Source organism: Natronotalea proteinilytica (assembly GCF_055379935.1).
The window spans coordinates 1243526-1257320 of sequence record NZ_AP043947.1 but is presented as its reverse complement, the minus strand read 5'-3'; the positions used below and the strand labels follow the sequence as shown (position 1 = coordinate 1257320).

Genomic DNA, 13795 nt, shown 5'->3' with positions numbered 1-13795 from the left:
TGGAATCCAACGGCTCTACGGATGTGCGATACATCCCGGTTCTAACAATCTTAAGGGGGCTTTGCATGTTGAACAGCAGGTCCGTTTGGGGTACTTTCAATTAGATTGTCTCCTACGAATGAAAGACTTTCTATTTACTAATCGTAACATTTAGTTCACATTATGGGCTTTCATGCCCCCCCTGCTTTATATAATACGAATAATTCGATTCAAACGAAGACAACCCAAAACCTATGAAAAACTAAACTGTAGTAGGTCTCTCATTGGCACTACTAATAACGTGTTCAATATGTCTTTTAGGATTTGCAAGTAGCGCAGACAACCCCGCTACGTCACCCGGCGCCAGCCACTCTGTCATTGTTTTTGAAAACGTCGAATCTTCGGTTGTGACACTTGATGAGGACAAGGGGGAAACGTGTAATTTAAAAATTAAGACAGTTAGTATGGATCCCTGTCATTATCAACTTGGCTCTGTCGGGGGTACTTCCACATGTTTTAACATGCCTTGTGAGACAGACTGGTGCTGCGTGGGCTCATGTCCAGATGGGGGAGATGAAGAGACATTCAAATCCTGAGGTTTTGCATGCCTCTTCATCTGACTATCATCAAAGGTATCCATGGTCTCCATTTTGCCATGGATACCTTTGATCCATATTTAAATGTATCTGTATTCAATTTTTCGAAATGACTCAAATAAAACAAGTTTTATTTGGAGTTGTACTCATTTTTGTTCTTGGAGAAAATGCTATCCATGCCCAAGACACCGATGAATCTCAACGTGCCTTTGAGTGGGAGCGCACCATAGAAATTGAAGAGACGGATGATGCGTTTGTCGTCAATCCCGAAATTCGCGTGGGGAAGGATCAGCTCATTGTTGCCGATGAATCGCAGATTCGCATATATGACCTGGATGGTTCCCTGCTGATGCAAATGGGCGAGCCGGGCGACCAGGCCCCCGGGGCATTACAAATGCCGATGCCGGCTGTTCAGCTTTCCAGTGGAACGTACGCTGTGCCGGATGCACTAACCGGGAATCTGAGTCTTTTTGAGGAGGATGGTACTTTTATAGATCGGCATACACGCGTGGTGGCACCTGCGGGAACACATGAGGTAGTGCTTCTGCCAGGTACCGATGATGTCCTAATGGTCGGTGCGGACCAGGTTGTAAGAGGCGAAGCGAGTCCCCTGCTTCATCAGTTCAACCCGGAAGATGGAGAGGTAAAACAGAGCTTTTTTCCGCATCCCATCCCTTTGGGTGAGTACGGTGATTTGCTTTTTTCACTCGGTAAGATAGCTAATGTCGATATCCGAAATGATCGCATCGCTGCCACTTTTAGGGTGCTTCCTTCCCTGTTCATTTTCGATCTAAACGGAGAACCTATAGAACGGCTTGACTATCCGCTCCGAAGCTTTAGAAATCCCGACCCCGATCAGCTATCCTCGCGTGAGGAATGGTCTGGTTTTATGTTAGAGCATTCTTTTGTCTCGAATGTTTTTTGGTTGAACGACGATGTTCTTCTCCTCCAATACAAGGATTTTGAAGAGTTCGGTGAAGACGGCTCTGTTACGAACTGGCGACTCGCCGCCGTAAACCTGGATGGCGACGTGCTTTTCGAATGGATCGATACGCCCCGATTGTTTGGTATTCATCCTGAAACCAGAAAAATGTACTTTCAAGATCCTGATGCGGAGGTGCCAAATCGTTTAAAGGTCGGGCAGTTTAGCGAACACGTTCGTGAAAACTATTCGTTATAGGTTGCGTGTTCGGGTGCAATGCATCCCCTTTCCAACGTACCGAAGCGGCTGCCTCAACACCGCGAGGCAGCCGCTTCTTGTTTGAGCACTTTTTTCTTGCTGGGTGTAGCCGATCAGAGCCGCAGAAGCTTTGGAGATTGCTCCTAAGTGGACCCACAAAAGAACCTTTGAGCATGTCATTGCGAGGAGCGTCAGCGACGCGGCGCTGTGAGCGTAGCGAGGACGTGCTCTTGGAGTGCAATCTTGTGCCTTCAAACTGGGCGGCATTGCCCAATCGGAAGGCATGAGATCGCCACGTCGGTCGCAGGCTTTCTCCTCGCGATGACAAGGTGTAAACGTATTTCTACTGACTTATTTAGCTATCCAGGTAGATGTAGTAGCGGAGCACGCTCTCTTGCTCTACGTTTTGCCCTACGGTGTTATGGAACGTGGTGTAGACCACGCGCCCGCTTCCAACGTCAAACGTAATGGCGAGCGGTTCATCCCCCTCGTTAAGCTGGTTCGGCTGTCCACGTACGAGCACATCGGCATCTCCTTCCAGGCGCACAATACGCTCCCAAAAGCCAGCATCGTAGGTAAGCGTAAGCGCATTCAGGCGGATCCAGTCTTGCAAAGACGACGACGTGATCTGCCCCTCAATTTCTTCGGCGACCGACTCGTCAGAGAACGCGATATCGTCGGGGAAGAGAGCTTCGACATAAGGCGCTTCTTTGTCCGAGAGGTAAAGCGTCCCCCCGTCGTTGACGTAATCATTGAGCACAGCGGCGCGGTCTTCGGTGAACGAGTCGCTACCGCAATTAATGAACACGATAGCGTAGTCGTCGAGCAGATCACGATCGTCAAGGGCCTCGGGGTCAAGTTTATCCACATCGTCGTTGCCCAGACTGAGAATGACCTCTTCAATGGCGTCATATTCGCCCTGCACGTATCCGAGAGGTTGCACGCTTTCGAGGTCGATCTCGTCAACGGCAACGACATCATCTGCCGTCACCGTTGCAGTAAAAGTTGCCTCAAACACGCCGCGCTTGGCGGTAAAGGTGTGCTCTCCGGTCGGAACGTCCTCTAGCGAAAAGAAGCCCTCAGCATTGGTGGTCGTTGTTGGCCCATCCATTTGAATAGCAAAAGAGGGCGGCAGGGCCGTCTCCAACGAGCGGCTTGCGGCATGGGCAGCGGCTTGCGAAGCCGCTGCTTCACGTGCCAGTCCGACGGTGACCCCTTGAATGGGCGTGATGCCATCGGCAGCGGTGACGGTGCCCTCTACCACACCGGTGGGGGGATCTGGATCAGGGTCGCTCAGCCCATCATCGCTGTCGCATCCCAGCACGAGCACGGAAAGCAACAAGAAGCTGGCGAAGAGCACAACACGGGGATGTAGCAAAAGTCGCATAAATACAGTACAGGTTGTGGGTGGGGCGAAAACTGTTCAGAATTAGGCGGGGCAAGGGGCATCAGGATCAATATCGAATTGCCCAACGCCAACAAAGTTGTATATTTTACCAGGTTTGTCACGTAAAGAAACGGCTACGTGGTAAAAACGAACTCTAAGAGGGCATGCGTTCATCGGAATTTGAGCCAGGGGACAGGAACGTCGTATGTGTGGCTAAGTACATCATGGTCGAACATTCAGACACGCCCCGGTGGGGTGGCGGAGCCTGGTTGAACGCACCGGTCTCGAAAACCGGAGTACCCTCACGGGTACCGGGGGTTCGAATCCCTCCCCCACCGCTTTGTCAAACAGCCGCCTTTCGCATCCGCGAGGGGTGGCTTTTTTGTATTGACGGGGGTCGTGACATACAGGCGGAGCAGGTTATGCAAAAAGACAGAAAGATTCATGCCGTCTTTTGTCCGTAGGCTGATATCGATTGAGGCGTCCGCTATGTTGAAGTCATCCTATCCTTTGATCCAGACTGTTATACGCTATGCCCTCTGAACACACAGTTGCAAATTCGCGCTGCACGATGACTGAAATTGTGTTGCCCAACGACACCAATGGCTTGGGCAATATGATGGGCGGACGTTTGCTTCACCTGATGGATAAATGTGCAGCGATTTCTGCACAACGCCATGCCCGCCGTGTGTGCGTTACGGCTTCTGTGGATAACGTGGAGTTTCAGCGTCCCATTCGGGAGGGCAATGTCGTGGTTGTTGAGAGTCAGGTGAACCGCGCATTTCGCACATCCATGGAGGTCGAACTGAACGTGTGGGTCGAAAACCCGCGCGATGGTACGCGCCGCAAGTGCAACCGTGCGTTCTACACATTCGTTGCACTAAGCGAAGATGGGCATCCCATTAAGGTGCCACAAGTGGTGCCCGAAACAGCGGAGCAGAAAGAGCGCTTCAAAGCCGCGGGAAAGCGCCGCGATGTGCGTTTGGTGCTGGCCGGGCGGCTCTCGCTCGACGAAGCCAATCACCTGCAAGCCGACATGGTAGAGGCCGTCCGTGCCGCCCAGAATGATGAGTAGGTACTCGCTATGCGTTCTTTTTTCTCATGCTTGGTGGTCGTTGGGTTGCTGATAGGCGGACTGCTTGACGCGGCGCCCGCAGAAGCGCAGCGCGACACCGGATCCTTCGGAGTTGGAGGACAAGTCGGTCAGCCAGGTGGGTTTACTGCCAAAGTGTATAGTGCGCGTCCGTGGGCCGGCGTTTTGAGCGTAGGCACCAACTTTCGCGATCAAACGGTTTTGCACGGCCATGTGCTGCAAGAACACCCGCTTCCCGAGTCGCCGCTCTGGGTGTTTGCGGGGCCAAGCGCGTTTCTGGGATTGCGGAGCCTTGATACCCGCTCGCGTGTGGTTACCGGTGCTGGAGCCCGCGTCGGTCTCAACTTCTACCGCAATCGGTTTGAGGTGTATCTGCACGCCAGCCCCCGTTTTGAGGTGCTGCCCGAAGTTGGATTGCAGTTGGGCACGAGCGCCGGACTCCGGTACTATTTCAAACTGTAATACATGAACAAGCGGCTCTGCTTTGCATCTCCACAGTGCTGTAGCTTATCATGCGCTTAGAAGGGAGATCCTTTCGGTGCATCGACCAAAAACCAGGCAAAATGTTGTTTAACCGTGTTCTTATTACTGGGGCCAATGGGCTGCTTGGCCAAGCGCTTACGCGACGGTTAAGTCGGATGCCTGAATACGATGTGCTTGCCACCGCACGCGACGATACCCCCCGATTCGACATTGGCTCGTGCGGATATGCCCCTCTCGATATTACCAATACCGAGGCAGTGGAGACGCTATGCGAGGACTTCACGCCGAACGTGGTGGTGAACTGTGCAGCGATGACGGATGTGGATGGCTGTGCCGACGCCAAAGATGCCTGTTGGACTGTCAATGCCGATGCCGTTGAGCATCTGGCCCACACCTGCCGTCGGCATGGCGCCCGGCTGGTGCACGTATCTACCGATTTTGTGTTCGACGGAAAAGACGGCCCGTACACCGAAGACGCCCGGCCCAATCCGGTGAACTACTACGGACGCTCTAAGCTGGCTGCTGAAAATGCGGTGCGGGCTGCCGGACTCACCAAGTGGGCTATCGTGCGCACTGTGTTGGTCTATGGCACTGCCGCCGGATCCACACGCAGCACAATTGTATCGTGGCTGATTGACCAGCTAGCGGCCGAGGAACCCGTCCATATCGTCACCGATCAATGGCGCACGCCCACCTACGTGCACGATCTGGCCCAAGGCATTGAGCGACTCATTCACTTCGAAAAGACCGGCCTCTACCACATCTCTGGACGCGAATTACTCTCGGTCTACGACCTAGCCACCACCGTGGCAGACGTGCTTGGCTTCGATGCCCATCTGATCCATCCCGTTACCAGCGACTACTTTGAGCGTGCTGTACCGCGCCCACCGCGCACGGGGTTTATCATTCTGAAAGCCGAAACCGAACTGGATTACCAGCCAACGCCGCTTACCGAGGGCATCCAGGCCGTTGGCGCCGAACTTGGCTTGCATACGTAACAGGGTATGTATACACTGCCCCGTTTGCCGTGAATCTATCAGCCCGGGTTAACGGTGTAAGAGATTCCCCTTTTCGTCTGTCGTTTATGCTTGCCCCCTTCCCCATGGCTTCTTGGATACCATCCGATCCGTCCCACTTACCCAGCCCCTTGCGCGACGCACTTGAAGAGGATGCCAGTCTTGCATCCCTTTTGATTGCCGTGCGCAGGCACTTGCACATGAATCCAGAAGTGGGCATGCAAGAGCATGCAACGCATCGGTTTATCCAGAAAACACTTGCAGCGTACGGGCTTTATGTACGTGGACCCATTGCGGGCACCGGACTCTTTGTAGACATTGGGCCGAAGGATCCAACCCAGCCGATGGTCGCGTACCGGGCCGACATCGACGCACTGCCTACGCAGGATCAGAAAACCGTGCCGTATCGCTCGCAACGTCAGGGCGTAGCGCACCTGTGCGGGCATGATGCTCATACAGCGATGGGGATTGGCGTGGCGCTTCTCTTGCAACGCCAAGCCGATGAACTCCCCGGACGCGTGCGGGTGTTTTTTCAGCCCAACGAGGAAGGACTGCCTAGCGGCTCTCCACTCATGATTGAGGGGGGCGTGCTCGATGGGGTGGATGCGGTTTATGCTGTGCACGTTGACCCGCACCTTGCGGTAGGCAAGTACGGCCTCATCGCAGGTCCGGCCACGGCCTCTTCCGATCGATTTGACGTGCATGTGGTGCAAGACGGAAGTGGCCACTCCGCACGGCCCCAAGAAGGGGTGGACACGGTCTGGATTGCCAATCAGCTCATGCAGGCCTACTACCAGCTCACGGGGCGCATCACCGATGCACGCAACCCGGCGGTGCTAACGATCTGCCGTCTGGCTGGAAGCGAAGCCCACAACGTGATTCCCGAACGTGCCTCGTTTGGAGGAACGCTACGCACCACGCAGCCCGATGATCGAGCCACCATCCGTTCGTACATGGAACGCCTGGCCGATCGCTGGGCCGAGCAATCGGGCACGGCCATCGAGCTTGATTTCGAAGATGGGGCACCGCCTGTCATGAACGATTCGAGGCTCATAGAGCACGCCGCCGACACGATCAGCGATACTTTTGGGCCACAGGCTGTGCATCGGATCGCACGAAATAGTATGGGAGGCGAGGACTTTGCGCATTATCTGAAGCATGTACCCGGTGCCTTTCTTCGAGTAGGTACCGCCTCTGGCCCCAAGACGAAGTATCCGTTGCATCACCAGTGCTTTGATATTGACGAGGCCGCCCTGCAGCCTACATCCCGGCTCATGACAGAAATGCTAACGCGTCATTTAGACCGCAACCTCTCAAAAGATCGCACCCCAACGCCAGCGCCCCAGGCCCGCGCGGCACAATAAGGATAGTGCTGTGCCCCGCGTCAAACTTCGGGTTGCAACGCGCCTCCGTTAAATGATGTCATCTTGAGTGGAGTGGCTCCGCGAAAGAGACGGGGCAACGCACTCTTGAGAGGCCGCATATCCCCACACAAGCCCCCGACTTCAGCGTCGACGCCCGACAAAACGTATTCATACACTTGCATCTTTGGGGGATGAGATATACACTTAATCATGAGAAAACCATGAACCTTGTGTATAACTCATTTCTGTTATGCGTCTACTATCGTATCTGGGCGCGGCGGCATTGGGGAGAGGGGTGTGGGTGGCGGTCTTGCTTTTGGGAGCCGGATCGGCTGCACATGCCACACCGCCCGATGTGGTGATCAACGAGATCATGTATGCGCCGCAACCCCATCAAAACGAATACATTGAGCTCTACAACCGCTCCGACGATCCAGTGGATGTGAGCACGCTCGAATATGCCAACGGTCATCGTGAGTTCGTACCGATAGCTGACGAGACACACTGGCTCGATCCGGGCGACTTTCTGGTGATTGTGCGAGCGCCTGACCTGTTCGAGGAACGCTTCCCCGATGTACCATATCTGGATCCGGGCGGGTTTCGGGCGCTACGTAATGGAGGCGATGAAGTCATCATCCGTCATGCCACGGGCATCGTAGACGAGGTGGAGTACGTGCCCGCATGGGGCGGCACCAGCGATGTCTCCCTTGAACGCATCGACCCGTACGCCCCAAGTCAGGCTGCCTTCAACTGGGCCTCTTCAGAAGCTCCGACAGGGGGCAGTCCGGGACAGCCCAACAGCGTATTCGCGCCCAACATCGATCCGCCCGTGCCCACGTTTGCGGAAGTCAATGCCGAACGCACTGGCGTTGCGCTGACCTTCAATGAGGCCATCGATCCGGCGTCGCTTTCGGAGGCCCTATTTCTTGCAGGAAACGAGGAAGGCAGCATCCACGAACTCCCCGACGCGCAAACGCTACGGCTTGAGTTTGACGCAGCGATTAGCGCCTCCAACCTAATTGTTGACGGCGTACGCGACTTCAGCGGCAACCAAACGGAGCAGGCGGTGGTGACACTCGCGTATGTGCCCGATGAAGGCGCACTCGCTATCAACGAGATCATGTACCGACCGATGCAAGACGACTTCGACGGTCAACCGAACCAGCCTGAGTACGTGGAACTGCTGAATGTGACTGATCGGCATGTTTCGTTGCAAGGCCTGTTCACCACCAACCGTCCGCGTCAACAAGGGGGAGCGGATACGCTGGATCTAGGCATTGGCCGCACCGTGCTGCCCCCCGACGCCTATGCTGTTGTCTATGCCGAACCGCACGATGTAGAAGATGGTGCGCTGAACACGCTCGAACGGGCGTTTCCTACTCAGCACAACCAGATCGATGCGGCAACGGTGATCGCGGTGCCTCGCAGCCGACTGGGATTGCGCGTGCAAGAAGATCGTGTACGCGTACACCGTGCCGACGGGCAATCCGTGGCTACCGTCTCGTATTCGCCCGACTGGCATGCGCCCGGTTTGAGTGATGATCGCGGCGTGGCGCTGGAACGCATCAGTCGCACCGCCCCCGGACAACAAGCAACCAACTGGACCAGCAGCACACATCCAGAGGGCGGCACACCGGGCGGGCCGAATTCGGTGGGACCGCCCCCCGCTACCGCATCAGAGAACCCACTGCAGATCAGCCCATCTTCGTTTGATCCCGATCAAGACCAGGCCGCCCGAATCCAGTATGCGCTGTCTTTCGATCCGGATTGGGTGCAGCTTCGGATTTTCGACGCTCACGGTCGTCAGGTCCGCAAGGTTGAAGAAACGGTCCTCACAGGTCCAACAGGCGAAGTGTTGTGGGATGGGCGCAGCGACGGGGGGACGGCGGTGCGCATTGGGATGTACATTGTGTTATTTGAGGCGCAGCAGTGGAGTACAGGCGAAACAGCACATCATCGTGCTACACTGGTGGTTGGACGGCCCATGTAACGGGAGTCATGTAACAGAGGCCATCCATGTCGTAACGTACTATACACAACCGAGCACCGAACGCACGGTACGAGCGAATGCGTAAAACGTGTTGGAACTGCTGTTTTTCGCGTTCCGTTTGACAGAGTGAATCAAAGCAACGAAAGACGCATCACTGCTCACCAACACACCGCTGTACTATGGCGACTACAACCAAAAAACGTGCGCCGATTTCCATGAGCGATACGGCAGCTTCGGAGATCCGCAAAATTATGCGTACCAAGAAAATCCCTGATGGGTATGGGTTGCGGGTCGGCGTGAAAGGGGGCGGCTGCTCGGGCATGAGTTATGTGCTTGGCTTTGACAAAAAGCGAGACAAAGATCAGGCGTTCGACCTTGACGGAATTCCGGTGTTTATGGACAAGCGCCACGGTCTCTATCTGATGGGCACCACCATTGACTATCACGATGGGCTAGACGCCCGCGGGTTTACGTTTGAAAATCCAAACGCGACCGAGACGTGTGGGTGCGGCTCTAGTTTTGCATCGTAGCAACGCGCTCAGGCCTCCGTCTTCGTATGGTACGCTTGACAATTATCAGCAACCTCCCGCTCTGTAGAGGAACAGTGCAATGGAGGGCTGGTATCGCATTCCCGTAACTTCGCATCGGCCCTGTGGCCCCTCTCGCTTTGTATATCTCTTTTTGAGACACAAGCAAAGCGGCCTTGGCCCACCTCCTGTGCATGCCCACTTCCGCAGCTGGGCACGGGGGCCAAGGAGCATCGCTTCATTCGCTATCAGTGTCTGCGCAGGACACATCCTCACGGTTTCCTATGATTTCGTATGGAAGGCAATTTCTCGAACCGAGTCCGCGACGTAATTTCCTACAGCCGCGAGGAAGCCATCCGCCTGGGCCATGACTATATCGGTACCGAGCATTTGCTGCTCGGGATTATTCGAGAGGGCGAAGGAATCGCGATCAAAATCCTACGCAATCTCGGATGTGATCTGCTCAAACTGAAAAAGTCGGTGGAAGAGACCGTTCGAAGTCAGGGGAGCGCGCTCTCGGTAGGCAACATTCCGCTTACCAAGCAAGCGGAGAAAGTGCTTAAGATCACGTACCTGGAAGCGAAGCTTTACAAGAGCGATGTGATTGGCACCGAACATTTGCTGCTTAGCTTGCTTCGTGACAATGAAAACATCGCCGCTCAGATTCTTCAACAAGGGTTTTCTGTGACCTACGACGCCGTGCGAAACGAACTAGACTCCATCATTAGTGGTAAAGCCTCTTCATCTACCACCGGAAGTGGTGGGGGTGGATCAGGAGGTGGACTATCTTCGGGATATGGAAAAGAAGGAAGTAAAATGGAAAAGAGCAAAACGCCGGTTTTAGACAACTTCGGTCGCGACCTCACGGAAATGGCTGAGGAAGGGGCGCTCGACCCTATCATTGGGCGCGAGAAAGAGATCGAGCGTGTGGCTCAGGTCTTGAGTCGCCGCAAAAAGAATAATCCGGTGCTCATTGGTGAGCCTGGAGTGGGAAAGACAGCCATTGCCGAGGGGTTAGCCATGCGCATTGTAGAGCGCAAGGTGAGCCGTGTGCTCTATGATAAGCGCATCGTAACGCTTGATTTGGCTTCGCTGGTAGCGGGTACAAAATACCGCGGCCAGTTTGAGGAGCGCATGAAGGCCGTCATGAAGGAGCTGGAGAAAAACCCCGAGGTCGTGCTCTTCATCGACGAGATCCACACGATTGTTGGGGCTGGAGGTGCGTCGGGAAGCCTCGACGCGTCGAACATGATCAAGCCGGCACTGGCCCGGGGCGACCTGCAGTGCATTGGCGCCACCACGCTTGATGAGTACCGCCAGAACATCGAGAAAGACGGCGCGCTCGACCGTCGCTTCCAGAAAATCATTGTCGATCCCTCCACCCCCGAGGAAACGATCGACATTCTGCGTAACATCAAAAAGTACTACGAAGAGCACCACAACGTCCGCTACTCCGAGGAAGCTGTTAAGCTGGCCGTGCAGCTAAGCGATCGGTACATCACCGAGCGCTTCCTGCCCGATAAAGCCATCGACGTGGTGGATGAAGCGGGTGCCCGCGTGCACCTGTCCAATATCGAGGTGCCGCAAGAGATTCTGGATCTCGAAGAAGAGATTGAGTCGGTCCGCGAAGAGAAGAACCAAGTTGTTAAGAGCCAGCGCTTTGAAGAGGCCGCTCGCCTCCGCGACAGCGAGAAGAAGCTGCAAGAGAAGCTCGAAGAGGCCAAGCGCGCCTGGCAAGAAGATTCCGAGACACAGATCCACGACGTAACGACGCAAAACATTGCTGAAGTCGTGGCAATGATGACCGGCATCCCCGTTGACAAGATTTCGGAGCCGGAGCAGCGCAAGCTTCTCGAAATGGAGGACGCGCTCAAAGAACGCGTGGTGGGCCAAGACGAGGCAATCAAAAAGCTCTCGAAAGCTATCCGCCGTACGCGCGCTGGCCTGAAAGACCCCGAAAAACCCATCGGCTCATTCATCTTCCTTGGGCCTACCGGCGTGGGCAAAACCGAGTTGGCCAAAGTGCTTACCGAGTACTTGTTCGACTCGCAAGATTCGCTCATCCGCGTAGACATGAGCGAGTACATGGAGAAATTTGCTGTGAGCCGCCTCGTGGGGGCCCCTCCCGGCTACGTAGGCTATGAAGAAGGCGGGCAGCTCACGGAAAAAGTGCGTCGCAAGCCGTATTCGGTGATCCTGCTCGATGAGATCGAGAAGGCCCACCCCGATGTGTTCAACATCTTGCTGCAGGTGCTAGATGATGGCGTGCTAACCGATGGACTTGGGCGGCGCGTGGACTTCCGCAATACCATCATCATTATGACCTCGAACATCGGAGCCAATGACATTAAGAGTCTAGGGAAAGGCATCGGGTTCTCGCAGTCGAGCGGGGAAACGATGAACTACCAGACGATGAAGAGCACCGTACAAGACGCGCTCAAGAACGTCTTCAATCCTGAATTCTTGAACCGCATTGACGATGTGATCGTGTTTCACGCGCTGGAGCGCGAAGACATCTTCGAGATCATCGACATCATGTCGAACGATCTGTTCGATCGCGCTCAAGAACTTGGGCTCACCGTTGAGTTTGAGGAAAGCGCCAAGTCGTTCCTGACCGACAAAGGCTTCGATCCGAAGTACGGGGCTCGTCCGCTACGCCGGGCGATCCAAAAGTATGTTGAAGATCCGATGGCCGAGGATATCCTCAACGACCGCATCACGCCGGGCGACACGGTTATTCTCAAGCACGAGGAGGAAGCCGACGAACTTAGCTTCGAGGTCGAAGAAGGCGAAGCGCCTGCCGGAACCGGCGATGACGAAACCTTTGACGATGTAGCCGGCCTCGGCGATGGAAACGGAGCACTGGGCGGAACCCCACCGCCCCCACCACCGCCGTCAAGCCCCTCCGGTAGTCCCTCTACCGACAAACCTGGCTCTGGCGGTGCGCAACGCGCCACCGACTAAGTAGGCCTTCGCTCCTATCGGTCTTTACCACTTCCGATGCCTCTGCCGTTCTGGTAGGGGCATCGTCGTGTTTAAGGGCGATACCAGTCGGGCTGCAACGTCGAACTACAACGCGGGCAAACCTTGATGCAGACTTCCCTGCATGTGCGAATCGACAGTCGCGTTACAAAGTATGCGCATGCACACAAATGATTCACCTCATCCACGAGCCCCACAAAGAACGTGTACATTCAAACAGGAGATTGGCTGATCGCACTGGTTGCCGGCATTGTGCAAGGCCTGGTCGAGTGGCTCCCCGTATCTAGTCAGGGCAATGTTGCGATGGCGCTCTCACTGGTGGGAAGCGAACCCGAGCAAGCCCTTCAATTGGCATTGTTTGTACAAATCGGCACGACCGCCGCCGCCGCGCTGTACTACCGCGACACCATTGCTGAAGCTGTGGCCGCCCTGCCCGCCTGGACGCCTCGTGAAGCCTTCTCCCCAGCCCAATCCGTCACCTCGTTCATCGTCATCGCCTGCCTCGTCACCGGCGTGGTAGGCATCCCGCTGTATATTCTGGCCGTCGATGCCGTCTCCGAAATGGGCGGCGGGCTGTTTGTTGCTCTGATTGGAGCGCTCCTTATCGTCACCGGCATCGTCCAACTGAAGGCAGAATCCATCGAACTGGGCATGCGCGAAAACCCCGCCATGCTCGACGCCGTCATCGTTGGCTTCTTCCAGGGCTTCACCATCTTGCCCGGTGTGTCGCGGTCGGGCACCACCGTAAGCGTTATGCTCTTCCGCAGCTTTGATGCCGAAGTGGCTCTGCGCCTCTCTTTTCTGCTCTCCATCCCAGCCAGCCTTGCTGCCGGAGCTATGACCGTCATGAGCGCAGGCGGATTGCCTGGCATCAGCGCATCGGCGGCAGTTGTCGCCATCGTTACCGCGGCGGTGGTCGGCTACGCTGCCATCTACGGACTCATGGAACTGGTGACGCGCATCCCGTTCTGGATTGTGTGTTTTGGATTGGGCGGCCTTGCCCTATTGGGTGGACTCCTAGTGGCTTTTGGAGGATAACCCGCATATCCACATGGGTGCACCACAACGCCTCGAAAAGCGGCTGTAGGCGTCTTAAAGCGGTCCTGTGCCCTCGTGCCGTGCGAGGAGGCCGTTCTTATCTCAGCGTAGCCCAGTCCGAGCGGAATCTAATGGCACACTGCGGCATACACCTTGCGCC

At 55.5% G+C, this 13795-nt stretch carries 10 protein-coding genes and 1 tRNA gene; 10 read left to right on the top strand and 1 reads right to left on the bottom strand.

Annotated elements, in window-relative coordinates; all coding sequences use genetic code 11:
* Nucleotides 1–684: 684 nt before the first annotated feature.
* Entirely contained in the window at nucleotides 685–1755 is a 1071-nt protein-coding gene (locus ACZ5AL_RS05170) for an NHL repeat-containing protein (RefSeq protein WP_464512630.1), read from the top strand.
* A gap of 355 nt (nucleotides 1756–2110) precedes the next feature.
* Here the strand turns inward: ACZ5AL_RS05170 and ACZ5AL_RS05165 are convergent, their stop codons facing one another.
* Nucleotides 2111–3142, bottom strand: coding sequence for a carboxypeptidase-like regulatory domain-containing protein (locus tag ACZ5AL_RS05165; RefSeq protein ID WP_464512629.1), 1032 nt, complete (start codon nucleotides 3140–3142; stop codon nucleotides 2111–2113).
* Between the two features lie 249 nt (nucleotides 3143–3391).
* Between ACZ5AL_RS05165 and ACZ5AL_RS05160 the strand changes: the two genes are divergently transcribed.
* From ACZ5AL_RS05160 to ACZ5AL_RS05120, 9 genes are all read left to right on the top strand, one after another.
* Nucleotides 3392–3480, top strand: a tRNA-Ser gene (locus tag ACZ5AL_RS05160).
* Nucleotides 3481–3713: 233 nt separating this feature from the next.
* On the top strand, nucleotides 3714–4217 hold the full coding sequence (locus ACZ5AL_RS05155; protein WP_464512628.1) for an acyl-CoA thioesterase: 504 nt from the start codon (nucleotides 3714–3716) through the stop codon (nucleotides 4215–4217).
* A 9-nt stretch (nucleotides 4218–4226) separates the two neighbouring features.
* On the top strand, nucleotides 4227–4697 hold the full coding sequence (locus ACZ5AL_RS05150) for an RNA polymerase subunit sigma-54 (protein WP_464512626.1): 471 nt from the start codon (nucleotides 4227–4229) through the stop codon (nucleotides 4695–4697).
* A gap of 101 nt (nucleotides 4698–4798) precedes the next feature.
* Nucleotides 4799–5716, top strand: coding sequence for a dTDP-4-dehydrorhamnose reductase (gene rfbD, locus ACZ5AL_RS05145; RefSeq protein WP_464512625.1), 918 nt, complete (start codon nucleotides 4799–4801; stop codon nucleotides 5714–5716).
* Nucleotides 5717–5820: 104 nt separating this feature from the next.
* Nucleotides 5821–7098, top strand: a complete 1278-nt coding sequence (locus ACZ5AL_RS05140; RefSeq protein WP_464512624.1) for an amidohydrolase — start codon at nucleotides 5821–5823, stop codon at nucleotides 7096–7098.
* 250 nt (nucleotides 7099–7348) lie between these two features.
* Nucleotides 7349–9088, top strand: a complete 1740-nt coding sequence (locus tag ACZ5AL_RS05135) for a lamin tail domain-containing protein (protein WP_464512623.1) — start codon at nucleotides 7349–7351, stop codon at nucleotides 9086–9088.
* A 179-nt stretch (nucleotides 9089–9267) separates the two neighbouring features.
* Nucleotides 9268–9618 (top strand): HesB/IscA family protein, encoded by a 351-nt coding sequence (locus ACZ5AL_RS05130; RefSeq protein ID WP_464512621.1) that lies wholly within the window; start codon nucleotides 9268–9270, stop codon nucleotides 9616–9618.
* A 291-nt stretch (nucleotides 9619–9909) separates the two neighbouring features.
* Nucleotides 9910–12579, top strand: a complete 2670-nt coding sequence (locus ACZ5AL_RS05125; RefSeq protein WP_464512620.1) for an ATP-dependent Clp protease ATP-binding subunit — start codon at nucleotides 9910–9912, stop codon at nucleotides 12577–12579.
* Between the two features lie 228 nt (nucleotides 12580–12807).
* Entirely contained in the window at nucleotides 12808–13635 is an 828-nt protein-coding gene (locus tag ACZ5AL_RS05120; protein ID WP_464513271.1) for an undecaprenyl-diphosphate phosphatase, read from the top strand.
* Nucleotides 13636–13795 lie beyond the last annotated feature (160 nt).

Bases quoted from the DNA above. Each gene is read 5' to 3' on its own strand.
- ACZ5AL_RS05170 (WP_464512630.1), top strand. From the start codon at position 685: ATGACTCAAATAAAACAAGTTTTATTTGGAGTTGTACTCATTTTTGTT.
- ACZ5AL_RS05165 (WP_464512629.1), bottom strand. From the start codon at position 3,142: ATGCGACTTTTGCTACATCCCCGTGTTGTGCTCTTCGCCAGCTTCTTG.
- ACZ5AL_RS05155 (WP_464512628.1), top strand. From the start codon at position 3,714: ATGACTGAAATTGTGTTGCCCAACGACACCAATGGCTTGGGCAATATG.
- ACZ5AL_RS05150 (WP_464512626.1), top strand. From the start codon at position 4,227: ATGCGTTCTTTTTTCTCATGCTTGGTGGTCGTTGGGTTGCTGATAGGC.
- rfbD (WP_464512625.1), top strand. From the start codon at position 4,799: ATGTTGTTTAACCGTGTTCTTATTACTGGGGCCAATGGGCTGCTTGGC.
- ACZ5AL_RS05140 (WP_464512624.1), top strand. From the start codon at position 5,821: ATGGCTTCTTGGATACCATCCGATCCGTCCCACTTACCCAGCCCCTTG.
- ACZ5AL_RS05135 (WP_464512623.1), top strand. From the start codon at position 7,349: ATGCGTCTACTATCGTATCTGGGCGCGGCGGCATTGGGGAGAGGGGTG.
- ACZ5AL_RS05130 (WP_464512621.1), top strand. From the start codon at position 9,268: ATGGCGACTACAACCAAAAAACGTGCGCCGATTTCCATGAGCGATACG.
- ACZ5AL_RS05125 (WP_464512620.1), top strand. From the start codon at position 9,910: ATGGAAGGCAATTTCTCGAACCGAGTCCGCGACGTAATTTCCTACAGC.